Here is a 25,129-nt window from a genome sequence, read left to right on the forward strand (position 1 = left end):
GCGTGAAATTGGATAATTTGTTTCTTGGAGTTCCCTAAACAAAGCAACGAAGAGGCAGAGGGAAAAACTCTTCTCCCTTGCTCCCTCCCCTGCCTCCCCTGCCTCCCCTGCCCCCTGCCCCCTGCCCTCTTCTCCCCATCTCCCACACTTCCCACTCGAAGCAAATTGCTATGACTGAATTTACCAAAACTCTTTGTCCCTACTGTGGTGTTGGATGTGGATTGGAAGTTTCGCCCCCAGCCCAACATAACAAAGCAACTAATCGAGATAGCCAAGGTAATCCCACTTGGCGGGTGCGGGGTGACAAAGCCCATCCATCAAGCCAGGGAATGGTTTGTGTCAAAGGTGCAACGATCGCAGAATCTTTAGATAAAAATAGATTACATTACCCAATGGTACGAGACTCTTTAGATCAAGAGTTTCGGCGCGTTAGTTGGGATGAAGCTTTTAATCTCATCACGCAGCGCATTCAAACAGTCCGCTTCACCCAAGGGCCAGAAGCCTTATGTATGTATGGTTCCGGTCAGTTTCAAACCGAAGACTACTACATAGCCCAGAAGCTTATGAAAGGCTGTCTGGGTACTAATAATTTTGATGCCAATTCGCGTTTATGTATGTCTAGTGCTGTGTCTGGCTACATTCAAAGCTTTGGCGCAGATGGCCCACCCTGTTGTTACGAAGACCTAGAGTTAACCGACTGTGCATTTTTAATTGGTACTAATACAGCCGAATGTCACCCCATTGTTTTTAATCGGCTGGCAAAATATCACAAAAAGAACCGCAAGGTCAAAATGATTGTGGTAGACCCTCGTACCACACCAACCGCAGAAGCCGCCGACTTACATTTAGCCATTCGTCCCGGTACAGATATCGATTTGTTAAACGGCATCGCCCACTTATTGATGCGCTGGAATTACATCGATACGATGTTTATGGATGACTGCACCAGTAACTTTCCGGCTTATGCTGAGGTGATTCGGCATTATCCGCCAGAAGTGGTGGCTCGTCAATGTGGAATCAGTATTCAAGATTTAGAAACAGCAGCACGCTACTGGGGTGAATCTGGGCGGGTACTGTCTTTATGGTCAATGGGTGTGAATCAATCGTCAGAAGGGACAGCCAAGGTAAGAACTATTATCAACCTGCATTTGATGACTGGACAAATCGGTAAACCTGGGGCTGGCCCTTTTTCCCTTACCGGACAACCGAACGCAATGGGAGGAAGGGAAGCCGGAGGTTTGGCGCATTTATTACCGGGTTATCGGGTTGTGAAAAATCCTCAGCACCGGGCAGAAGTTGAGGAGGTTTGGGGACTCAAGCCAGGACAGATTTCACCCAATCCGGGTTTGACTGCTTGGGACATGATTACTGGTTTGGAAAATGATGCTGTCGGATTATTGTGGATTGCAGCTACTAATCCAGCTGTAAGTATGCCAGATTTGGAGCGCACGAAAAAGGCATTGTTGCGATCGCCTTTCACTATTTACCAAGACGCGTATTATCCTACAGAAACCTCTGCTTACGCTCATGTTCTGTTACCAGCAGCCCAGTGGGGTGAAAAAACTGGTGTAATGACAAACTCCGAACGGGTGGTAACTTTGTGTCAAGCATTTCGCCAACCGCCAAGAGAAGCTAAAGCCGATTGGGAAATTTTCGCCGAAGTTGGACGGAGATTAGGTTTTGAAAAAGAGTTTGCCTTTGCTAACTCCGCCGAAGTTTATGCTGAGTTTGTCAAACTAACTAAAACTCGTCCTTGCGATATGACGGGTATCAGTCACGCGCAATTACAAGCCGAAGGCCCGACTCAATGGCCTCATCCAGAAGAGGGGATTAGTGAGTGGGGAGTGGGGAGTGGTGAATCCCCTACTCACTCCAAAAGACTTTACACCAATCTCCGCTTCCACACCTCTGACGGACGCGCTCGATTTGGGGCATATTACTCAAAAGGATTGGCAGAACCACCAGACCCAGATTATCCTTTTGTGCTAACTAACGGGCGACTTTACGGACATTGGCATACGCAGACACGCACCGGGCGAATTGAAAAGATTTGCAAAATGCATCCCGAACCGTTCATCGAAATTCATCCCCGTGATGCTGCTCGGTTAGGTATTGTAGATAGTATGTATGTAGAAGTGCGATCGCGTCGGGGTAAAGCTCAGTTTCCTGCTAAAGTGACAAAAGCGATCGCGCCTGGTACAGTTTTTGTCCCCATGCACTGGGGTTCACTGTGGGCAGACAATGCCGAAGCCAACGCCCTCACCCATCCAGAATCTTGCCCCGATTCGCTGCAACCAGAATTAAAAGCCTGTGCTGTGCAACTGATACCAATCTCTGTGGAAGTTACAGTCAAAGATTATCAACTCCAGTCCTCACAATGGTAAGCTACAAAATGTGGCTCTATGGTAATTAATCACCAATAGGTAATTTAGTCAATAAGCAATAGCCAATAGTTATTATCATTTTTTATGGTTCTCTACTCTTGACTCATACCAATTACTATATCTAAAGAGGCTAAGTTTCTACTAAGCAAAGGTTGTACCAGCGCCGAGTTGAGCTATAGTAAAGAGTAAAAATCAGATAGTAAACTTACAAATCATCTTTTTTTAATCCTCTAGATTTATCTATAGGATTTTATTTTATTTTAAAATCGGGTGCATTACATGAAAAGGTTATTTAGGGGAATTTTAAGAGCTAGCAAAGATGAGAACTTCATGCACTTTATTGAAAACATAGAAGTGCTAGTTTCTAAAGCTCTATCTCTGTTTATGGTAGTTGTGATTTTTGTAGCGATCGGAGATTTAGGAGTATTTATTTTTAAAGAGTTATTTACAGCACCCTATGGGAAGTTTAACACAACATTGTATAAAATTTTTGGTTTATTTTTAAATATTTTAATCGCTTTAGAAATATTAGAAAACATTACAGCCTATTTGCGAAAACACGTTTTTCAGGTTGAATTAGTTATTGTTACATCTTTGATTGCTGTTGCCAGAAAAATTATTATTCTTGACTTAGAAAAAGTTAGAGGCATTGATATAATTGGTTTAGGAATTGCTATTCTCGCCTTATCAATTAGTTATTTAATAATTCGTCTTAGTAATGCTAGAGACGCAAGATAAAATAATTTGTAATTCGTAATAGAGCCTCCGGCACGCTACGCGGTTTTCATGCCCAAAGGGCTGTACGTAATTCGTAATGGAGATTTAGACCCTGCCACAAAACTTACTGCTTTTCCTATTCCCTATTCCCCATCAACTTTAGGTTTGCCGAACAATGACAGATTTCTTTCAATTTGAAGCAGATTTTGTTGATTCCCTGCGTTGTATCCCTATGCAGGTGCGTTGCAAATTAGATACCTGTGGTATCAAGTTAAAATTGTCTGATTGGAATCAAATGACTACAGACGAGCGTCAGGCTTTAGTCGAATTGCCTTGCACTACAGAAACGGAAATTCAGTCTTACCGCGAGCATATCCAGCAATTAATTTTACAACGCACGGGTATACAAGCTACAAAATTGCCCATTGAGCCTCATCCCGCATGGCTAGACTCTGCCACTGTACCATCTAGCCTCCAGGAAAAAGCTCAAGAAATAGGTGTAACGTTGACAGAGCAACATTGGGCAGGTTTAACGCCCTTACAGCGTTTTGCCTTGATTAAACTCAGCCGCCCAGGACATGAAAGCAAAAACTTTAAAAGAGCGATCGCAGAATTTAATCTGCTTTAATTACAGAATAAATCAAGACTAATGTAACCAACTCTAAATTAATATTTATTTTATCAACAACTGATAAATATTGACTCTAGACTACTGGTATTAACTAATAGGTGGAGGTCAAAAATATGGCTGCCAAGAAACTTTTAATGCTTGTTGGGGACTATGTAGAAGACTATGAAGTGATGGTTCCTTTCCAGGCGTTGCAAATGGTGGGGCACACCGTCCATGCAGTTTGCCCAGACAAAAAAGCTGGCGACAAGGTGCGGACAGCAGTTCATGACTTTGAAGGAGATCAAACTTATAGCGAAAAGCCCGGTCACAATTTTACTTTAAATGCTACCTTCGCAGAAGTAGAGACTGCAACCTACGATGCCTTAATCATTCCCGGAGGACGGGCACCAGAATATATCCGCCTGAATCAGCAGGTGTTAGAAATCACTCGTCACTTTGCCCAAACGAATAAACCTATTGCTGCCATCTGCCACGGCTTACAGTTATTAGCAACTGCTGATGTACTGCAAGGAAAGAGATGTACTGGATACCCCGCTTGTAGCCCAGATGTCAGGAGTGCTGGAGGATTTTATGTCGATATCCCTGTTGATGAGGCAATAGTTGATGGTAATTTGGTGACAGCACCAGCTTGGCCTGCTCACCCTCGTTGGCTAGCAGAATTCCTTATAGTACTTGGAACTAAGATTGAACACCCAGAACTGGCTACAGTTATTTGAAGCAAGACACCAAAAATCTTTTGTGGGGAGTTTCTTTCCCTACTCCCTACTTCAAATAGACTATGGCAAAACAACTGATCTTCCAGGTGACGCTCCTATGTCACTACCGCCAGTTACTCATGGGGGAAACCCTCTAGACGCTAGCCTCTCCCTTTGGGAGAAGACCCTACTAGCTCACAACAGACCAGCAGAAATTATATATTTTCTGAATGGAACTAAATGCAGTAAAAACTACTGTTTTTTGATAAATTGCCGTGGGTTAAATTTGCAGCTAGGATGTCACAAGTACACAAACCATATAGTCTGATTCATTCGCCTGCCAAAGCTGTTTATGACAAATTCTCAGTACATGGAATACTTATTACATTAGGTAAAACGATTTGAAATTTCCCATTTAGAATTTTAAATTTCTTAGCAGTAAGTGAAGCTATAGTGGATTTAGCAATGCTGCTGTTAATGTGGCTAAGGTTAGTCCTGCTGCCAAATTATATGAAGAAGAATTAGTTTAGAAACGCACACTAACTCGATGACAGGCAAAAACGCAAGACATAATGCATTTCTGCGGCTAGTGTCTGGTAATGGGACAGCTTCTGGCTCAGAATCGCGCTATTCGCTGCCCCCCAGTAAAGAGATGGTCATTGGACGCGACCCTAGCTGCCAAGTTGTCTTGGATGCCATGATGTACCGGATGGTATCTCGTCGTCATGCGGTGGTTCGTCCCCTCTCTTTATCCCCAGATAGCAAATTCAGCTGGGTGCTTTGTGATTTAAATAGTGCTAATGGTACTTATTTAAATGGACAACGCTTATATGAATGTCAGGAATTGCACCCAGGCGATCGCATTTCTCTAGGTGCTGATGGCCCGCAATACGTTTTTGAGTACGAGTTTACTTCCCCAACTCCGGCCACAACAGTTAACCAAATTACACCATTACCTTCGGCGACAAATTACCACAGCCACACGCAATTAAAGCAGCCAGATTCTGTTAGCTTCACCCAGCTTTTTCCCATTATTTCTACTGGTAAAGATTTAACTCGCAAAGCTTACCTTGTACCGGGCATACTGACTGTAATCTTTGTAGTGTTAATGTTTGCTACAGTCGGTCAACCCCAAGCTAATCAAGTCATTGTTGCAACTTATATCGCTTTCGCTGCCTACTATTTTGTTTACCAGCTTTGCGGTAAACAGAAGCCTTGGTGGGTACTAATGGGTGCGGCATTAAGTACAACATTGATTTTACTCAGTCCACTGTTGGATGTATTTATTTTCGTGTTTCGCGGTATCCTTCCTGGAAACTTACCCTCACCCCAGGAATCTACTACTTTCACAGAGTTGCTGGTACGAATGTTTTTTGGTGCTGGGTTAATGGAGGAGTTGCTCAAAGCATTACCTATATTGGGAGCGTTTGCCCTCGGCAGAATGTTGCCTTCACCTTGGCGGGAAAAGATCGGTGTCTGGGAACCTTTAGATGGCATTCTCCTGGGAACGGCTTCTGCTGTAGGCTTCACTCTATTGGAAACTCTCGGACAATATGTGCCAGATATTACTCAAAATGTTACGCAACAGGTAGGTATAGGCGCTGCTGGTCAATTAGCGGGTTTACAACTGCTAATTCCACGAATTTTAGGCTCTGTAGCGGGACACATGGCTTATAGTGGCTACCTGGGCTATTTTATCGGGTTGGCTGTTCTCAAGCCTAGTAGAAGTTGGCAAATTCTTTCTATTGGTTATCTGAGTGCCTCTGCGCTGCACGCTCTGTGGAATGCTACAGGATCGATCAATGCCTTGCTGTTAGTAGTTGTTGGGGTGTTATCTTACGCCTTTTTGATGGCGGCAATTCTCAAGGCACGGGCACTGTCACCAACACGATCGCAAAATTTTGCTACCCGATTTCTGGGCCCAAAATAAGAAATGCTGGAGGAGCAAAGAAGAACTATTGATTGTTGACCGATTCCCAATGTTTAATAACTCTTGATATTTATTTCTTGGGATAGATGGCCGATTTTGAAAATAAGCGTACCTTAAATTTAATTTGGGGTGATAATAACTAAAATAAAGAAGTGATGTTTACTTTTTTTATTTACTGTCACCTGTCACCTCTGACCCATCTATCAAGTATTTCCTCCTTACAATTCCGGCTGAGACTCGTTGAGTTGAGTAAATGCATAAGAAGCGATCGCTAAACTAACCTTTGCTTTCTCGACTTCTGATAAAGCTGTCCAGTCGCTATTGTTAAGATTGTTGATGGCAGATGCCACATTTTTCGATTCGCTACTCCGCATAGCGTAAGTATAAGGACGAGCTAAAACTAAAAGATCCTCGGTTCCCCAAGTGGGTAATACTGCCTGAACGCACTCAACTAATGGTTCACCTATTGATTGTCGGGCAGCGAAAATCTCAGCAGCTTTGGTGGCAATGGTGTTGAGCAATGTTTGGGGGACACAGGCGGCAAAAGTATTACGTAGTGTTTCTTGAAGATTCAGCACTAACGCCTGTTGGGGATTGTGATGATAGCTTGACGCAAGGGAGACATTAGACCAAAGTGTGTCTAAATTATCGTAAAAATCTTGCGATCGCGTTGTCAGTTCTTCCTCAAGTAAATCTTGCATTCCGAACTGTTGTTCGAGTTCTTGAAAATAAGCTTCTGACTCTTCGTCAGCTGGATTCCAGGGATAAGTACCATCATCTGGTTCTAGTAGCGCTTCTAATAACTCTAAATCTACTTGAGACGGTAAAGAAGAGAAAGTGTCTGAGCCGTTAATTTTATTAGCCATTTTTCATTTCCTCACGATTATTTGGTGGTATTGACAGCTACAATTTCCTAAAAGAGATTTCCGCAAAAATAGCTGATTTTTTCTCTAGTAAAAACAGATTTTAAAAGCTGATACTTAACACCAAAATTAAAATCCATTTATGCAATAGCTCCGCTAAGAGTCTTCAAGAGTAAACTCCCAAGTCTCGCCTCTAGCACTTCCAAACTTTAGCTGCATTCCTGATTTCAAGGGGACTTCCTCTCGGAGGATTTGTTGCCAGCCATTAGGCCCTAAAAACCAGGTTGTCCCGTAGGTAGAAAAATCTTGCAAATAATAAGTTCGCACCAATGTAGCACCAGTCAGAGTATTACGGCAAAAGATTTCCGCGTGGCGTTTAGATACAGATGGTTCGGGAATAACAATATCATTATCTTTTGTGCGGCCGATGCGAGTGACTCCATAACGCAATAGCCAGGTTTTACCTTTTGGAGTGAGCGATCGCAACGAAGCTGTGGGAAGCGCGGAACCTACATCAGGAATGGCTGTATCTGGTAGTTCAGTAATACCTTCATCTAGATTCTTAATAAGTTCACCATTAAAATCTGGATGCAGGTAGAGGACAGGTAAAGTCCAAGCAGGTTGATTAAACTTATACAGTGTTAATAACTCTTGCCTAGCCAGTGCTACGGCTTCATCAATTGGTTTATGCGATCGCAAGGCTTCGGTAAAGGCTTGAATAAAACTGTGGCTTTCATGATCGGCGATTTCATCGCGCATTCCCAAAACCGCAGGTACGCCATGACGAATTAGTACTTCTGCTAAACTGCTGGCGGGTATAGCCTGATGATTGATAGCAGCTGGTTGTGCGCCCCAACAGGCATTGAAAAGTGCTAGTTTCACACCTGTACGGGTCAAGACTTGGGCCAACTCTATCCCATTCAGGGGCATGTCTGGTCGCAAGAACAGTAACCCTCCGTCTGCTCCTGGTAAACCATGTCCAGCGTAAAAGAAAATATTGTATGCTTTGGTTTCTAATTCTTGAATCAATTCCTGTGGAGTTGGTTGTATGAGTTGATTTACTATACAAGGTGCATATCTTTGGGAATTACCATCAACAGGTGTATCTATAAGAGTTTGCTGTAAAATAGCAGCTTCTTGTTCTAGTTGCAGCTTGTCATCATGACCTAAAACCAGCAGGATACTTAAAGCCTGATCAGTTCGCAAATACGGTAAAGGGTCAACTTCGCTGCTGGTACGACTAAATAGCAAATCTTGGGAGAGAGACATCGCCGATTGACCAGGCTCACGCTGCATAATTTCCCAAGGGAGAGCGATCAGATCCGGGTCACGGATTTCTAACCGAAAGCGCAAACGTGTATGCTGACCCATAGCAATCCCACGACTACGTTCTAGACTACCAAGAATTTGTCCGTCAAATACCCAGCGCCATAAATTCATTCCCAAGTATTGCATCAGACGACTGCTGTAGGGGCCAGTAGTTTGACTTGAAGGGGGTGAAATAAAATCTATGGGGAATGGGTTCGACTTTTGAGATGTTGAGTTTGGGGAAATATCTAGACGACCGTGGCCAGCAAACATCTGCTGCCATTCTTGCCAGACTTGATTGAGTTCAACAGGCCATACACAGTCACGCAAAACGTAGCCACTGGGATAGGGAGCTTTGACCACCCAAATGGCGAAGTTGTCAGTGCCAGTATTTAGGAGACGGGCGATCGCCAAATTCAGGGATGGCATGGATTCATAAAACTAAAAGCTAAAAACAAATAATTCCAAATCAAAATTTTAAAGGTAGAAATTGGATACTTTTTTTACCTTGTAAGTTTTTTACTTTGGTTGTTACTTGTTATTATTCCAGGTCTTTACCAGTTTATCGAGTATTTGACGAAGTTGGGCTGGTGCGGGGTGATTGATTAGCCGGCGGTTGCGGCAAAGTATTACACGAGGGCGACTTATTTGGTTCCAACACCTCAGAGTTTTGAAGTTGAGAAAATTTAATCCATATTTTTTTATTCGCTTCCTGCAAAGGCTTATTAATATCTAGAGGGTTTGGGGGATTGGCTGAAATTGTGGTGGCTGGATTTGAGCAACGCTGCAAATGTACCTCGAAGTCCCCAGAAGCAGGTTTGGGATTTGGTTTGGTTTCGATAACTTGTAAAAAAGCGCCAGGGGGAAGCGATTGGTTGTTTCCCAAAGAAATTTGATTATTAGTTTTAATTACCCAGCCAGCAGAAAGATTATCAAGCGATCGCGTTGCGGGTGTCGCTTCGATGCTATCGTTGGGACTTTGTGTAGGATTGGGAAAAAATGGAAGTAAACCTGATGGCGATCGCAATTCCTTTATAAATAATCCTAAAGAGCCTGCTATTACCACAAATATTAAAGGAACAATCCACTGTAGCGGTAATTGGGCAGGTTTAGCAGGCTCAGTGTCTGGAATCACCTGAGTTTTCTGGTTTGGGCCACCTAAAACTGTCGCATTTGCCCCCTTGGATGCCAAATCAACAGTTTTGGCAGAATAACTCTCAGGAATGAAAGCTTTGATCGTAATTTCTGGTTCCCAGTATTGGACTTGATAATGGACTAAAGCGATGGTGACATTATCGTGTCCATTTTTAGTATTAGCGATTTCGATTAATCTATCTGCAACAGTGGCAATATTTGCTTCCCCAAGTAGAATCGGCAAGATTTCTGTTTCCCAGTATTCCTCCACCCGATCAAAATCACTCAAACCATCGGATGTGAGCAGAAAAATCGCATCTTCGTCGAGCATAAACCGTGCTGATGTGGGGTGTAATGAAGTGCTAGGCCCCATACCCAAAGCCTGGACGAGAGAGCCAGCAGAACTTTGTTGTACAGCATCGCGGTAAATGGCATATCCTAGCCGCACCTCACGGGAAGCGACATCATCATCAAGGGTAACTTGATAACAGCCTTGGCGGGTAATCCAGTAAGCACGACTATCACCCACGTGGGTAATGTACATTTCGTGTGCAACAGGCAATGCCATCACTAAAGTCGTACCCATGCGCTGCCGCCCTTGGCGGTTTTCACTATCATTGCGCTGACTGATTTTGTCATTGGCCATTGCCACTGCTTTATCTAGGTCATTAAGCAGTAGTGAAGGTTCTATGTGGTCGTAGGGAACTTTTGTTAATTGCTGTACCTGCTGCTGGATGGTTTCAATGGCTAAATTTGAGGCGACATTACCACCTTCGTGTCCACCGATGCCATCACAGACAATTGCTAAAGCAGTTGGCTGGGGTGGTTTGCTGATCAGAGTTCCACTAGGGGGGCTACAGGCATCTTCGTTGCGTTGGCGACTTGGCCCAGTGTCGGTTTTGGTGATAATTTTGATTGTGGGAGTTTGCGATCGCCCTAATTGTGCCAGTCCCCCATCTAAAACTCCGATTAATTGGTCAGTTGAATTAATCTCTCCCTGAATTAAAGAAAGGCTGACGTGATTCACAAATTCCGTTATGGCTGGTTTGGCTTCACTAACTAACTGCTGCCAAAATTCACCTAATTGCGGCAATTCTGGTGAAATTTCGCCCTCAAAACGCAAATCCAATAAACGAACTAATGATCCTTCTACGCGTAATACAGATGAGTCAAGGAGGCTAGAAGCGACACCTTCACTTGCAAGAGGTTGCCACAGATGAGCTATTTGCCATAACCAATTGAGTTGGCGCATCGATGTTGCATCACGCCAAGCGGTGGTTAACTCGCTGCCCAAGTACACTTCTTGGATTGTGTCGTCTGCTAATAGCGGCGGTTTTAATAGTGGTGGTTTTTCTAAAAGTAATATTTCTTTTTCATGGGAGGGCCCGTCAGCGATAAAAATTACTCCATATACCTGTGGTACATGCAAGCGGTAGGGAATGAGTCTCAGGTAAGCTCTTAGGGGCTGTAAGTTCTCTAACTCAGGCGTTAGTGCTAATAAACCAGGCTTTGTATCTAAAAGAACAAATTTATCAAGGACTAAATAGCGATCGGCTAATATTTCTCCAGGGCTACCCACACTTGGGCCATCTACCACAGCCCAGAGGTAATTTTTGGGCAAGGGCGTGGAACATCGCTGGCAAAACTTGTGAGTCAGGGGGTTAGCAGCCTGACAATTTTCGTTTGGACAGTAGAGCGTTGCCGCGTCATTTTCCATAGTTTTCGCACCGATCAGCGATTGGCAATTTCTTTAACAGCATTAGTGGGGACAATCTAGACCGCTCATATTTCTTAAACTTGACATATCCAGACTTTAGATGATGATTTTAGCTGGCGGATATCAGCAGGTGCTAATACTTAAACTTATCCAAAAAACCCGCTCCTGAGTCAACCCTACAGCCTCATCATAGCTTTTATTGCTCTGCAACTATCCATCGCCAAAGCAACTAGCTCTAACCCTGTTACCAAAGCATAACCTAAGCATAACTGCACCCCAAGCTTTTGCTGAATTATCCCATCATCAACAGGCAGATAATGTTGGCATTTATTTAGTTTATAAGTAGGATAGCAACAATTAACTTTAATTAAGAATTAAGAATAACAAATATACTTTTGGCAAAAGTATCTGGTGAATGAAGAAAACCTTTCTCTAAATATCTCTCCTTACAGGAGAGATATTTTAAAATTTTCCCCTTCCTTGTAAAGAAGGGGGTTAGGTTTTTCGCAGGCTTTTCCAGATGGTCTGGATTGTCAGAAGGCTTTAGGTTGTTTGCTTGTCGTCAATTGCAACTTGAGGAACTCCCATGCTGTAGTTGGTGACGCGAGCAGAGAGATTGTAGCTGATTTCGCCGTGTTGGAGGAGCGATCGCAAATAATGCTCTAAGTCTGACCCCACACGGCGCAAATTATAGTCCGTGAGGTCTGCGCCGCTAGATGCTTCGACTAGCTCATCAAATTTTCGATAAACTTTTTGCAGCGCGTCTTCATTCCAGTTAAATTCGTTATCTGGGTCAATATCTAACGTTAAGACCTGTTGACTTGGAATCAGTTCGCCATCCCGGTCAATTTCGCCTGCAAAAATGCGAACATGCCGGGTTGTGGACTTGAGCAGCATCGGGTTATCCATAAGAGGGTGTAAGATTTGGGTGGATTACACTGAAATTATTGTAAACGCTATATTGAAGCTATGAATGCTCTCAATTTACAAGGTTTGAAGGCAGCTTCAAAAGGGTATATTGAATGGGCATAAGTAAAAATATCACCTGTACTGATTAACTTACTACTACTGTTAAGAGTTGAAGACATAATTAGCAGCTAGTACTGACAGTAGTCCAATTATTTTTTTGTAAAAATTGCTGGGAGAAATATTTTTATTTGGGGTATAGAAATAAATCAAAGCGGTGTGTGAATCTTACCTCCTGCTAGGTTTTTCAGACTTATGAAGCCGAAAAACCAGTAAGAGGAAGCACTCACCAGGAATAATTTGATCTGTGTACATTTTTTTATGGAGAACAAAAGTTTTTACTTTAATAATTCTGCTCATCAATTTCTTCAGAATTTCCTATTGCAAAAAACGTACATCAAGTAATTTCACTGAACAGTGCTACATCTACCTCTGGCTTTAAGAATTTCAAAAAAATTAAGCGATTTTACTTACGTATAAACACCAAAATTAGAGTAGCAAGTCAAACTGTTATTGACGTTCACATAAAGTTGATGTAAAAACCTTTAAAAAGGTTGCACAACTTCTTACAGAAACTTTATTGTGTAGAATCTTAAAAACTGAATAATAGTTATGGCTCACCATAAGCTACATCTAGTAGTAGAGGAATATCAAAATCTAGACGGTGAAAATTTAGCTTATAAACAAAACACAGGAGAGGGAAATGGAATACAAGAGTGATTGATGAAGAAAAATTCTTAATTCAAGCACTTTGGATTCAAAAGAGATATAACGAATTTTTGCTGGACATCTACCTCCTCGCCCTCAAGACAACCAAGTAAAGGAATCTCAATAGTTATGAACTCCAAAGCATTACCACGCCAGATAAATAATCTCGAAGTAGGTGTTTATGAGTGCGAAATCCATCTCAAATTCCGGTTGATTGAGGAAAAGAGTTTATTGAGCGATCGCGAACAACTCTTACAAGTGCTACTTGATGCTTTAACTGAAGGTTCTGATGACTTTCTAGAGACGCTACAAGCGTCCGTTAAAGCGCAGGAAGTATCTGAGTTTAAAGCTTCACCTCAAATGCGTCGTCAGCTTATGCGCTTACGTAATGCTGCCGAAAATCCCCAGTCTTAAAGGTATAATTTAAGCGGTTGAAAAACATAAATTGAGCATCAAATCAAATGTTGATCCTATAGCCCCGTTGCAATAAAAACTAATCAGCGAGTAGAATTCATCAAATATTGTGATTTCTACTTTGTGAAAGTCTTATTGAGCAACACAAAGTCCCAGGAACAGTTTCCTTTATTAAAAACTTTGTAGCAAAGGGTACTGGTAGAATCTGAGAGCAAACTCAGCCGGGTGCATTTTACCGAGTTTTTATGAAAACATTGCAGGAAGAAAATCCTGTGTCTTTACAGATGGGGAAGTGGACAACAGGCGCAAATCCCATGAAAACCTAAAAGACCAAAGTAAATATAAACAACCTTTCTTTTAGCTTTTGACTTTAACTAAGTGCCTGATTTGCTGAAATACTTAGGGGAATGGGGAATGGGGAATGGGGAAGAAGCAGGGGGAGCAGGGGGCAGGGGGCAGGGAGCAGGGGACAAGAGGTGAGAACTTGAAACAAGTCTTTCCCCAATTCCCAATTCCCAATTCCCAATTCCCAATCCCCAATCCCTATTTAGCCAGCCCGTGTTCTAGAGCAAAACGAACTAACTCTGTACGGCTATTGGTTCCAGTTTTACTAAATAAACGGCTAACATACTTTTCTACATTGCGGACGCTGGTTTCTAAGCGACGGGCGATTTCTTTATTCATCAACCCTTCAGCGACCAAATTTAAGACACTTTGTTCTCTGGGAGTCAAATCAATTTTAAAAGGGGCTGGCGATTGGGAAATGGCATTTCTTTGAGTTAACAACGCCTTAATTTGGGCAATCTGATTGGCTAGTTCAGCAAGATCGGGGGTTTCAGCATCATCTCCCGTATTTGCGGACTTAGCAATGCGGCGGGCTAGCAAATTTTCGACTATCGCCACTAACTCGTCTGGATCGAAGGGTTTGGGAAGATAGGCATCAACACCAGCATGATATCCTTGGATGCGATCGCCTGTCATACCCTTAGCAGTTAAAAATACTACCGGCAGTGCCTGGAAGCGGGGGTCTTCTCGCAGTTGCTTCAAGAACTGGTAGCCATCCACCTGGGGCATCATGACATCAGAAATCACTAAATCAGGTGTATTCATCTGCATCCATTCCCAACCCTCAAGGGCGTTACTGGCGACTTGAACGCTGAAACCGCTCTCTTGCAAATAGTCTTTCACGGCTTCCCGTATCCCTGGTTCATCATCCACCAGTAACAATTGTGCTGACATTTAAAATTTCCTTGAATTTTCCTTTTTCCAATTTAGCGAAACTTGACGGTGATTTAACAAGAGGATTGTTGTAATGCCCTGTGAAGGAGGCAAGAAGCAGGGGGCAGGGGGCAGGGAGCAGGGGGCAGGGGGCAGGGGGCAGGGGCCAGGGAGCAGGGGCAGGGGGCAGGGGGCAGGGAGCAGGGGGCAGGGAGCAGAGGGCAGGGAGCAGGGAGCAAGAGGTAGGAATTTAGAACTCACTTTATTGTTAAAATCCCTGCATGATAATCCAAATTACCCCCGCAGCTACTAGAGGTACGCTGATGTTATCTGTGCCGTGGGGTGAGACTGCTTCTACTAGGGTGGCGAAAATAGCAGTTATTACCGTAGTGAACAAAGCCCATTCTAAAGTGAAAGGTTTTGCCAGGGGACTTAGTGACGAACCTGGTAGCAGCAACAGCACTAAGAAAATTGCCACTGCACTCGCCACAAACATTGCTGCCGAACCCTCCCAGGAACGCACAGAATTTCCTACTTGGTACTTATGCTGTCCGAAGCGTCTACCAATTAATGCTGCCAATGCATCACCCCAAGTCATGGCCATTATCCCAGCTACAGCGATTGGGGCACTATCTACCGGCCCGTCTGGCCGCCATAATAGTCCGAAAAGCAGTGTCACTGAGATAGCAAAATAAACTGTACCGGGTGAGCTATCTTCGCTATCCATTGCGCCAATAATTCGGTAGCGGTAAAACAGGTAGTTAAGTCCAATAAAGGTAGCAAAGGGTATAATTCCAATTTCCCATCGGTTAAACAGCAACAGGACACCGAAAACCCACATCCCTGCACCAATATGAATTACTTTACGGGTCAAATCCGGTTTTACATCAAACAGCCTACGCAGTCCCTCGCCAATAACTAGCAGACTAATCGCGTAAATATAAGAAATAGCTAGCCCGATAAAATCATTTGTCATTTGTCATTTGTCATGGGTTATTTATTCTCCTTGTCCCCTTGTCCCCCTCATCTCCCCCTGCTTGTTCATTTAGTACGATCGCTATTTCGTCTCAGGTTCTTTTCTAGTAATGAAACGCTACCAATACCTTGAAGAATACCACGACCGATTAAACCTAAACCCCTACCAATTATTTGGGTAAGGACGAAGACTATACCACTACCTACAAAAGATAAGAGTGATTTTAAACGCGGTGCGATCGCATCACTAAATTCTAAAAATAACGTCACTACTAGAGGAATATTAGAAAGTTTTACCAACTCCTGATTTCGAGGAGCATAAATTGAAGTGCTGGCAATACCACGAGGCGCAATTACCAACAGATCGTAGCGGCTCTCAAAAACTGCTTTCGGCTCATTTATATAATTTTTTAACCGATATTTCCACGACAAATCATTTCTAAAACGTTCAATCTCTCTTGTAGAGATAAATTGCCGCCCGTATAAGTTTTGTTTAATCACTTCCACATCTGCTAAAGAATTTAACAGTGGTTGCACTACCCCATTCGCTACCTGAATCAGCAAGTTCTCTAAAATCATTAATGTTTGGGACTTAGCCTCTTCGCTCACCACTGGATATGAGGTATTATCAATGTTCAATTCTATTTGAAAGAGCAGATAAGAATATAACTCACAAACTAGCGGAATACCATTGAGAATATCTCTTTGTACAACTTCTGTATTTTGTAGCAACAAATTAACAATTTCTATGTTCTGATCTCCTATTTTTATTCGAGAAAATCTGCCAAAAAAATCTGTAATGCCTGCTTGCAATAAATCGTACAATAAGGTAGTTCTTACCTCATATAATTGATTAATCTCGATTTGAGAAGCACGCAGTTCATCCAACTGCTCAGTCAATTTTTGCAGGAGCAGATAAAGTAGTTCTCGCTTTTTATCTTCACGAAAAATGTCAATTTCTAAAGGTACATCTGTGACATTTTGTAAAGGAAATTGAAGTTTGGTGATGCAAGACGCAAATAAGGCAGATTGTAGCGCTCCCGGACTAAGTAAAGGTGATATATGCCTTTGCTGAATCGTACTACTTAATGAAGGAGCCAGAGGTGGCTCATCAGCAATTGGAATATGTTCCTCTTGCCTTTCTTGTGATGAAACCAACAACCGATTTAGCAACCAACGAGCCGCTAAGAGTTCTCGCCTCTGTCCAGCTAGAATTGCTCGATCTAGTACTGGTAATCCGGGAACTTGTAATTGTGCTATGACTGCGGCTAGGGTAGCATCAATGTAAGTAATCCCTGACAAACGTAAATTATTTCGTAGTTTAGAAAAAGGGAGTGGGGAGCGAGGAGAGAGGCGATTAATCGCGTCTGTACTAGGAATTGCGATTGCTTCTGTGTCTCGAAACCAATAGGAACCTCCCTCTGCAACTTCTTGCATAGCGGCAACTAACTCAGCAAGTGGTGTACCTTTAGGGCAGTAGCCATTTACACCAATAGATTTTGCAGCTAATAGCAGTCCTTGTTCTCGAACAGAACTAAGAAGCAAAATTGGCAGGTTGGGATATAAGGCTTTGAGTTGCCGACAGAATTGTAAACCTAGCTGCTGGCTGGTGGTAGAACGACTATTACCGAATTCCAAAACCACCAAATTTACCTGTTTAGGGTCTTCTTGGGCAATTTCTGCTAGAATCTGCAAGGCAGTGGTATCAGTTTCTACTACTCCTGTTACTTCCAGGTTAGGAATTGCTTCCAGAGCTACCCTTAATCCCAAACGAAAAATCGGGTCTTGGTCGATTAACAATAATCTTAGATGGCGATCGCTCATAGTTTACTCAATTAGACAAGCACTGTTTTTTACCAATTAGAAAACAGCTTTGATACAGAACTTTGTCTTCCCCATTGTCACCTGTTTTCGCCAACTAATAAATCGATCATAATTGGCTTATGCAGCCGTCACTGTGTAATTAAATGAACTTGAGTATTCGGCACTGGTTGGCAGAACGCTATATCGCAATCAATCAAATTAGCGGATTTTCGGCGGGGCAATTGGCAGGTATTGCCTACCGGATTGTTCAGGATATGGAAGTCAAAAGCCTGATGCCTTTTGATATCTGTACTTTGGTAGAAGTTTTAGAACTGCCTTTAGGGATTGTTTGGGAAGAAATTAGTGTCATTTCCCAGTTAACAGAAAACTTGTTGCGTAGTCTCAGCCAAAAGAAGCCGTTAAAACGTAACGAGGGCACGTGGTTAGCGTTTCAAATTGCCTATCTCCACGCTTTACAAGCAATTTTAGAGCAGGAAGCAAGCCTACGAAGACCGTGGCTGGATCGGGCAAGTATACCAATCCAAGCACAAATACTTAAAGAGGATGTGGGTAAACTCACCCTCCAAGATTCACAACTACAAGGATTGCTGAAAACTCTCAGCCCAGGTAAATTAACTGATACCCAAGCGGAACAAGCATTGTCTCTGGTTGCAGATTCATTACTGGTGCAACAAATAAACCATGCTGTCATCGCTTGGTTTATTGCCAATGGTGCAGAAGAATATGAAGCAAAACTCTTAACACAGCGTTTGGTCAACTCACTTCCTGGTGACATACTAGTAGTCGTTACTGAAAATGCTGCCCCTTTAGCTCAACTGCAAAAATTCTTCCGTTTGGGGATTTCATTATCTCCCAATTTGATCGCTCCAGAAGTTGGTTCTCCAATTGGTGAGAAAATTGACTTGTATCGAGAACATTACCGTGCAAGTTTGATTAAAAATCTCAGTATGCCTTTACTTGTAGAATCCTTTGCTCTTAAGGATATCTATGTACCGCAAAAAGGTTTACCAATAGAGGAAAGTATTTTTAATTTGGATCAAAAAGCTGTTAAACCAGTTGATTTAAAGACATGGGCAGAGCAACAACTAGCTGATTTAGAAACGATCGCTATTATTGAGTCGGAACCTGGCTACGGAAAAACTAGTTTTTGCCAACTTTGGGCAGCACAAATAGCACAAGAAGTTTACCCGATTTGGATGCCTGTAATAATTAGGTTACGGGATATAACTTATGGCAAAACTTTAATCGAAACCCTAAATTCTGCTTTTGATGTTAATCTTTCAACTTGGTTAGAGCAAGAAAATCTTCCTTGTCTGTTGCTCCTAGATGGTTTAGATGAATTGCCCCCTTCTGCTCATGGTATCAGGGCAAAAGCAATTTTTATTCAGCAATTACTAAATTTTCAATCTCAGCATAGACACAAAATTGTGTTAACGAGCCGATCAAAAACATTGCAGGAAATCGCCCCAGAAATACCTTTACCATTGAGGCGAATTATCATTCAGCCGTTGGATGCGGACGAACTCAAACAATGGTTTCAGCAGTGGGCAAAAGTGCAATCGTTGGCGATCGCTCAAAATTTCTTTACATTCTTAAAACAATCTGGCTTATTTACCAGCCAGTCAAGGTTTCCAGAATTATCTATCCTTGTCCGTCAGCCCCTAATGTTGCATTTATTGGGCATCTTACACCGTGACGGACTGCTAAATGATGAAGTATTGCAATTAGCTGCTAACACCCCAAAGTCTTCTCTATTATGGGAAATCTATCATCGCCTGAGCCGATGGTTGTTGGGCTATCCGCTAACTGGTGGAATCAAAACCATGCTACTGCGCTCAGGAACGGCTCATATTAACCGGACTCCAGAAGCGATCGCTAATTTACTTGCTAATCGTCATCCCCAAGATTTGCTTGAGCAGATGCAAGCGATCGCTCTTAAAATTTTACACTCGCAACGTCACCAAATTAATTTGGCTGAAAAATCTCCAACTTTGCCAAGGTTTTACTTTCAAGTTCCAGATTCGGATATTTCACGTAGAAGCACGGAAGCACAAAGTAGTTTAATTGAGTTTTCGCATATTAAGTTAGGAGAATTTCTTTGTGCTAAGGCTGTGACTGCTGAGTTGAAATTACTGACTCAGTGCCAAAATGAGGCTCATAGCCCGCTCACTTTTGTGCTTGATTCTCCCAGTAGCGCTGCCCAGCATATTTACAATTTACTGGGTTACGGGATACTTAGCCAAGAAATTGAAGAACTAGCGATCGCAATTTTACGCCGCGAACAAAAGCATAAGTTTTCTTTTGAAGTTTTGTTTCAACGGCTTTTGTCTTTCTGGCGTGCTTACTGTCAAGGCTGTTGGTTAGACGAAGGGATAGCTCACAAAGCTTTGACTCATTTCCATGCACTGCAAAACCCGTTGAATGTTGAGCAAGTGAATGCGGCGGTGGGACTGAATGTGTTTTTATTGCTTTGTGCTTGCTATCGAGAAACAAAAATTCCTTTTTGGCCTTGTGGAAATCCGCTCAATTTCACAGAATTCAATCCAGAGGCTTTAAATGTACTAATTGCGAGGACAACTGTTTTGCACAAAAATGCCTTCGCAACCCGAATCAAGTCTTTGGCTGGACTCAATTTATCGGGAGCCTCTTTACTACAAGTAATGTTAACTGGAATAAATCTTGAGCAGACAAACTTATCTAATGCCGAATTGATAGGGGCGAATTTGGCTGGAGTCAATTTGCAACAGGCGAATCTCGCAGGCGCAAACCTCCAACAGGCGAATCTCGCAGGCGCAAATCTTCAACAGGCGAATCTTGCAGGCGCAAACCTCCAACAAGCTAACCTGATGGGGACAAATCTTAATTCAGCCGATCTTACCAACGCCTGCTTATTTGATGCTATCCTCACAGAGTCTGACAAAAAATTAGCTGCTGTTAATGGTGCTTTGTTTTCCAATGAGTCGTTCCAAAGACTGAAAAACTTGCGAGCGCAGCAACCCTTTTTAAACACTGTCCAAGTTACGACTAACCCAGATAATAATTGGAACAAACCCCCTGCGATCGGAATAATTGAAAGCTCTGAAGGCACAATTTTACCAGTAGGCTTATATGATGATGATGTCGATGATGAAACAGTCTTTGGCAACCACTCCATTGATGTGACTGATGATGATTATTAGATTTTATTAGCTAGGGAAGCTAGAATCCAAACTAGAAAAGACTCCTAACTTTCATCACCCTTCTTCCGGGTTGCGGTAGCCAATAAAGTTAATACTGTACTCAGTAATCCGCACTCCTGTTTCTTCTTCAATTTTACGAATCAAATCTTCTGGTAGTTCCACATGAACATCAAGAATTTGATTTGTATCCACACAGTTTATGTGACTGTGAGAGTCACTGATATTGCCGTACAAACGCCCATCACAGCGTTCAATACATTCAATAATGCCCTGACTGGATAATGCTTCTAGATTTTGATAGACAGAAGTATGACCGATCTCTTTACCCTCTTGGTTCAAGCGATCGTAAATCTCTCTAGCAGAAAGATGTTCATTTGCTTGCCAAAGTAATTCCAGAATAAAGCGACGTTGACGACTAACGCGCATACCGAGTATTTGACACCGATCTAGCGCATCTTCTAGAGAACGAATTGGTTTTGTAGAAATTGTTTGTTTTTGCATATTACAGCTTGTTAACTGTTAAGGGAATTTTCCCATTGAAATTTTTATTGTTTATTTAATGTATCGCGGAAGTTCCCATCTTCTCTACGATAAGCTGCTCGATTTCAACTTTTAGTAGGTGAAGATAGGGAGCGGTGAGGAGCAAAACAAATACGTTAATGTATGATGAAGCACTAATTTTTCGGGTATTTTAGATTAGTATTTTGACCATCAATGCTATAGGCGAGAACCAAGCCAATAGGTATATGTTTCAAGAACAAAATTTAGGTCTTGGGAATCAGGAATTCTGACAAGAATAGGGAATGTCAGACCAATGCAACTACGGACTTCTAATGGCTATTCCCGATGGATTGGGAGAGCTACGTCCGTTTATAGGTCGGGATAGTTCACTATCTGCAATAGTATTGGACACCTTTGTTATACCTACACTTTTGTTCTGGCTTTTTGATGCTGCAAAAGTAATAGGTGAGGATAAATAACAACGATCTATTTTTTGCTTCTTGATGGCTACTTTGTCAGACCTTAATCTAAAACAAACTCATTACAACTTTAACTTAAAATTGCTGTAAATGTCCACTTTGGGGCAGGCGTTGCCTTTCCTGAGTAGGTTGATTCTAATGGCATACTATGTAAATTAGATAAAAAGTAAGTATAAAATGCAAGCTTAGGAACGATTAGTATCACTAAATACTAATTGCTTTGTAAAGAAGACTTTGTGCTAGTAGTAAGCGTCAAGCTAGCGTCAATCCCTGAAAGCTGCTACTGTATATTCTCGATCCTACAATTGAGCAAAAAGAAAGTGGCTGCTGAGTCAAAGACAATTGCGATCGCACTCAATAATGATTTCATTAACAATCTGGATCTGTCGCCTGCCTCAACGGTGATTGAACAAATGCTGCAAGATGGGGTTGCATCCCATGAGCAGCAACTACGCTTCGATATCAATTACGATCTCGAACCTGGCGATCCACGGGAACTATCAGAAATTCCAGAAATCCGGCTGTGGTTTGTGCGCCTAGATGCCAAATACCCCTGGTTAGTATTTTTACTAGATTGGAAAGCTGGGGAATTTGCTCGTTATGCCGCCATGCTAGTACCACACCAATTCAGTTCCAAAGATGGTATTCAGTATAATCCTGAAGCCTTAGAGATATTTTTGATGCACAAAATCTTTGTTTTAGGTGATTGGCTTAAACAGCAGGATATTCCCAGCCTCTCGCGGTTGAAATCCATGGCCCAAATGCTGGGTTATGAATTAGACGATGCTTTTTTTGAGATATTTTAATAAGAAAGAATTCAGGAGTCAGGAGTCAGAATTCAGAAAAAGGTTAAACGACTGGTGGATAGCCCAGCGTCTCATAGAGAACGTCTTGATTCTGACTTCTGTATTCTTCTTCTGAATAACCGCAAAATCTAGCTGTCACAACCAGGTTTTGCGGTCATTCAGCAAACGCATAGCTACATTGGATATGCAATAAACTAATTGTAGAAATTGGGACAAACTACTGGTTTAGCCACCCCAGATTTTCTCTAAAACTGCGTTTGGTGAAATATCTGCTGTTTCTCCCGTAGGGGATTTAATGGGCAGAAATTTATCGTTTTTCGGCAACAACTTAGCTGGATCGGTGGGGCCAAATAGGGCGATAGTATAGGTTTGAACTGCAACGCTCAGTTGTAGTGCCGGATTATCAGTAGACAACATCAAATTTGCACCGGCAATCATAGCAGTTAACTTGCCAATATCATCTGGGGCTGTCACCTTGATATCTGGAGAAGACCCCAGAAGCGATCGCACAAACTGCTCATCGTCAATTCCCTTAACAACCACCACAGGCAGATCCGGCTGCTTGTCTTGGAAGCCTTGAATAATTTGATGCCAACTTTGGACAGGATAGATTTTATCCAGTTCTTTAGCCTGGGTTAACTGCCCAGAACCGCCATGAATCAAGATATAGCCTGTTTCATGCACGCCTAAGCGTTTTTGTTCATTTTGTGCCCACTCAATATCTGCTTTTGGCACATTTACAGCTAACTCTGGGACAGGGCTATTTATTTCCAACGGTTGCAGCAAATCGTGATATACTGCCGCCGCATACTGGGATGCTTTAAATGGCACAGCATGGGTCAGAAAAACCGAACCTTTGCCTTGGTAGCCAATACGTATGGTAATTCCCGTCAACCAGAGTAAAAGACCCAGCAACCAAATTTGCTTAACAGCAATGACAACATCGTATTCACGATCGCGAATTATCCCGACCAAGTTACCCCAATCTGCCAGACTATTGCGGTCTTGAAAATCAAAGTTCAGCACCTCGTGAACTGACTTGCTCACTCGATAGGCAGCCTTTGACCGGGGTTCAACAATGACATCTATCTGAGCGTCAGGATAATTGCGCTTCAGGTCATCTAGAGTCGGGAAGAAGAGAATTTGGTCGCCAATTCCGCCAGGTACAAGGGCTACTACTCGCATAATATTTATTGACGCTTACTCGCTCCCTATTTTAGGGGAAAATATATAGCTTAAAGATTGAGGAATTCTGTGTATTTACTAATTCCAGCTGCGGGAATCGGAAAAAGAATGGGGAGTAACCGCAATAAACTCCTGCTGAAAGTGCGATCGCAACCAATTATTGCCTGGACTCTATTAGCCGCAGAAGCCGCCAATACAATCAGTTGGATCGGGATTATTTCTCAACCCACTGATTGGCCAGACTTCAAAGCAATTCTCGCCGACCTCAAGCTCACGAAACCAGTGGAATTGATTCAAGGTGGTTCCACCCGTCAAGAATCTGTTTACAATGGCTTGCAGGCTTTGCCAGTAGCCGCAGAACAAGTGTTGATTCATGATGGGGCCAGATGTCTGGCCACGCCAGATTTATTTAACTCTTGTGCCGAAGCCATTCGCCACTGTCCCGGTCTAATTGCTGGTGTAGCCGTTAAAGACACCATCAAAGTTGTCGATGAACAAGGTGTAATTCAAGAAACACCCGACAGACAAAAATTATGGGCAGCACAAACTCCCCAAGGATTTGATGTGAAATTATTGAAACAATGCCACGCTGAAGGTGTCCGGCAAGGTTGGGAAGTAACTGACGATGCCGCTTTATTTGAGAAGTGCGGTATCGAAGTCCGAATTGTTGAGGGAGAGGAGACAAATTTAAAAGTGACAACTCCTCAAGATTTAGCGATCGCAGAATTTATTCTTACAACTAGAGGTTTTTGAGGGAATGAGGAATTGGAAATTTGAGGGCTAACAATATTTTGACAATTTACGATATAATGCCACACACTTGTTGATTGTTAGTTGTCATGTACTAATGACCAATGACTAATGACCAATGACCAATGATTAATGACTAAATGATTACAGCCACAGCGACGAAGATAGAAGCAATTCTCTATTTAAAGGGTAAACCCTTGTCGCTCGGCGAAATCGCCGAGTATGCCGCGTGCGATCGCGCCACTGTCAAAGAAGGCATAATTGAACTTATGGACAACTATGCCCACCGAGATAGCGCTTTAGAGGTAGTAGAAACCCCAGATGGTTACAGTTTGCAACTAAGGTCTGACTTTCATGATTTAGTGCAAACAATGATACCAGTAGAATTGGGTGTAGGTGCATTACGGACTTTGGCAGCGATCGCTCTTAATAGTCCCATACTCCAGAGCGACTTAATTAACCTGCGCGGTTCAGGAGTATATCAACACGTTCCAGAACTCGTAGAACTTGGTTTCATTCGCAAACGCCGAGACAGCGATTCTCGCTCCTACTCACTCCAAGTAACCCCAAAATTTCATCAGTATTTCCAAATCGAACAACTCCCGCAAATACTTTCCACCACTCAAAAGGAAGAACAACTAGAACTAGAACTAGAAGGAGTGGGAACTGGGGAGTAGGGAGCAGGGGGCAGGGGGCAGGGAGCAGGGAGCAGGGGGCAGGGAGCAGGGAGCAGGGAGCAGGGAGC

The 25,129-nt window shown here is 42.7% G+C and carries 20 protein-coding genes; 11 read left to right on the plus strand and 9 right to left on the minus strand.

What is annotated here, in order from left to right; translation table 11 throughout:
- Window positions 1–170 precede the first annotated feature (170 nt).
- The 5 genes from VB732_RS09560 to VB732_RS09580 all read left to right on the plus strand — a co-directional run bounded on the left by VB732_RS09560 (window position 171) and on the right by VB732_RS09580 (window position 6,357).
- Entirely contained in the window at window positions 171–2,384 is a 2,214-nt protein-coding gene (locus VB732_RS09560; RefSeq protein WP_323230591.1) for a nitrate reductase, read from the plus strand.
- 279 nt (window positions 2,385–2,663) lie between these two features.
- Complete coding sequence (locus VB732_RS09565; protein WP_323230592.1) at window positions 2,664–3,122, plus strand: phosphate-starvation-inducible PsiE family protein; 459 nt, start codon at window positions 2,664–2,666, stop codon at window positions 3,120–3,122.
- A gap of 154 nt (window positions 3,123–3,276) precedes the next feature.
- A complete protein-coding gene (locus VB732_RS09570) occupies window positions 3,277–3,729 on the plus strand; it encodes a nitrate reductase associated protein (RefSeq protein WP_323230593.1) in 453 nt (150 codons plus the stop codon).
- A 116-nt stretch (window positions 3,730–3,845) separates the two neighbouring features.
- A complete protein-coding gene (locus VB732_RS09575) occupies window positions 3,846–4,448 on the plus strand; it encodes a DJ-1/PfpI family protein (RefSeq protein ID WP_323230594.1) in 603 nt (200 codons plus the stop codon).
- A 526-nt stretch (window positions 4,449–4,974) separates the two neighbouring features.
- A complete protein-coding gene (locus VB732_RS09580; RefSeq protein ID WP_323230595.1) occupies window positions 4,975–6,357 on the plus strand; it encodes a PrsW family glutamic-type intramembrane protease in 1,383 nt (460 codons plus the stop codon).
- Between the two features lie 218 nt (window positions 6,358–6,575).
- Here the strand turns inward: VB732_RS09580 and VB732_RS09585 are convergent, their stop codons facing one another.
- The 4 genes from VB732_RS09585 to VB732_RS09600 form a co-directional block, all read right to left on the minus strand.
- Window positions 6,576–7,223, minus strand: a complete 648-nt coding sequence (locus tag VB732_RS09585; RefSeq protein ID WP_323230596.1) for a hypothetical protein — start codon at window positions 7,221–7,223, stop codon at window positions 6,576–6,578.
- Window positions 7,224–7,376: 153 nt separating this feature from the next.
- A complete protein-coding gene (locus VB732_RS09590; protein WP_323230597.1) occupies window positions 7,377–8,957 on the minus strand; it encodes a CHAT domain-containing protein in 1,581 nt (526 codons plus the stop codon).
- A 133-nt stretch (window positions 8,958–9,090) separates the two neighbouring features.
- Window positions 9,091–11,379, minus strand: a complete 2,289-nt coding sequence (locus VB732_RS09595) for a protein phosphatase 2C domain-containing protein (RefSeq protein WP_323230598.1) — start codon at window positions 11,377–11,379, stop codon at window positions 9,091–9,093.
- A 543-nt stretch (window positions 11,380–11,922) separates the two neighbouring features.
- A complete protein-coding gene (locus VB732_RS09600; RefSeq protein ID WP_323230599.1) occupies window positions 11,923–12,288 on the minus strand; it encodes an NAD(P)H-quinone oxidoreductase subunit M in 366 nt (121 codons plus the stop codon).
- A gap of 894 nt (window positions 12,289–13,182) precedes the next feature.
- Between VB732_RS09600 and VB732_RS09605 the strand changes: the two genes are divergently transcribed.
- On the plus strand, window positions 13,183–13,467 hold the full coding sequence (locus VB732_RS09605; protein ID WP_323230600.1) for an Npun_R1517 family heterocyst differentiation transcriptional regulator: 285 nt from the start codon (window positions 13,183–13,185) through the stop codon (window positions 13,465–13,467).
- Window positions 13,468–14,010: 543 nt separating this feature from the next.
- On the opposite strand, the gene VB732_RS09610 is transcribed toward VB732_RS09605, so the two are convergent.
- From VB732_RS09610 to VB732_RS09620, 3 genes are all read right to left on the minus strand, one after another.
- Window positions 14,011–14,706 (minus strand): response regulator transcription factor, encoded by a 696-nt coding sequence (locus tag VB732_RS09610; RefSeq protein ID WP_323230601.1) that lies wholly within the window; start codon window positions 14,704–14,706, stop codon window positions 14,011–14,013.
- 247 nt (window positions 14,707–14,953) lie between these two features.
- The gene (locus tag VB732_RS09615; RefSeq protein ID WP_323230602.1) at window positions 14,954–15,661 is read right to left on the minus strand and encodes a phosphatidate cytidylyltransferase; all 708 of its coding nucleotides are present in this window, start codon (window positions 15,659–15,661) and stop codon (window positions 14,954–14,956) included.
- A 65-nt stretch (window positions 15,662–15,726) separates the two neighbouring features.
- Window positions 15,727–17,484 (minus strand): DUF3685 domain-containing protein, encoded by a 1,758-nt coding sequence (locus VB732_RS09620; RefSeq protein WP_323230603.1) that lies wholly within the window; start codon window positions 17,482–17,484, stop codon window positions 15,727–15,729.
- A gap of 143 nt (window positions 17,485–17,627) precedes the next feature.
- Here VB732_RS09620 and VB732_RS09625 point away from each other — a divergent pair, with 143 nt between their 5' ends.
- Complete coding sequence (locus tag VB732_RS09625; protein WP_323230604.1) at window positions 17,628–20,663, plus strand: pentapeptide repeat-containing protein; 3,036 nt, start codon at window positions 17,628–17,630, stop codon at window positions 20,661–20,663.
- A gap of 54 nt (window positions 20,664–20,717) precedes the next feature.
- Here the strand turns inward: VB732_RS09625 and VB732_RS09630 are convergent, their stop codons facing one another.
- On the minus strand, window positions 20,718–21,164 hold the full coding sequence (locus VB732_RS09630) for a Fur family transcriptional regulator (protein ID WP_323230605.1): 447 nt from the start codon (window positions 21,162–21,164) through the stop codon (window positions 20,718–20,720).
- 302 nt (window positions 21,165–21,466) lie between these two features.
- Between VB732_RS09630 and VB732_RS09635 the strand changes: the two genes are divergently transcribed.
- Both VB732_RS09635 and VB732_RS09640 read left to right on the plus strand, forming a co-directional pair.
- Window positions 21,467–21,643: a hypothetical protein gene (locus tag VB732_RS09635; RefSeq protein ID WP_323230606.1), complete on the plus strand. Its 177-nt coding sequence runs from the start codon at window positions 21,467–21,469 to the stop codon at window positions 21,641–21,643.
- Window positions 21,644–21,963: 320 nt separating this feature from the next.
- Complete coding sequence (locus VB732_RS09640; RefSeq protein WP_323230607.1) at window positions 21,964–22,449, plus strand: CRR6 family NdhI maturation factor; 486 nt, start codon at window positions 21,964–21,966, stop codon at window positions 22,447–22,449.
- 225 nt (window positions 22,450–22,674) lie between these two features.
- Here the strand turns inward: VB732_RS09640 and VB732_RS09645 are convergent, their stop codons facing one another.
- On the minus strand, window positions 22,675–23,634 hold the full coding sequence (locus VB732_RS09645; protein ID WP_323230608.1) for a glycosyltransferase family 9 protein: 960 nt from the start codon (window positions 23,632–23,634) through the stop codon (window positions 22,675–22,677).
- A 69-nt stretch (window positions 23,635–23,703) separates the two neighbouring features.
- On the opposite strand from VB732_RS09645, the gene ispD reads away from it, so the two are divergent.
- Together ispD and scpB are read left to right on the plus strand one after the other, a co-directional pair.
- Window positions 23,704–24,387: a 2-C-methyl-D-erythritol 4-phosphate cytidylyltransferase gene (ispD, locus tag VB732_RS09650; protein ID WP_323230609.1), complete on the plus strand. Its 684-nt coding sequence runs from the start codon at window positions 23,704–23,706 to the stop codon at window positions 24,385–24,387.
- A gap of 137 nt (window positions 24,388–24,524) precedes the next feature.
- Window positions 24,525–25,061: an SMC-Scp complex subunit ScpB gene (gene scpB, locus VB732_RS09655; protein WP_323230610.1), complete on the plus strand. Its 537-nt coding sequence runs from the start codon at window positions 24,525–24,527 to the stop codon at window positions 25,059–25,061.
- Window positions 25,062–25,129 lie beyond the last annotated feature (68 nt).

The sequence above is a fragment of the Nostoc sp. UHCC 0252 genome, from assembly GCF_034931145.1.
GTDB lineage: Bacteria > Cyanobacteriota > Cyanobacteriia > Cyanobacteriales > Nostocaceae > Nostoc.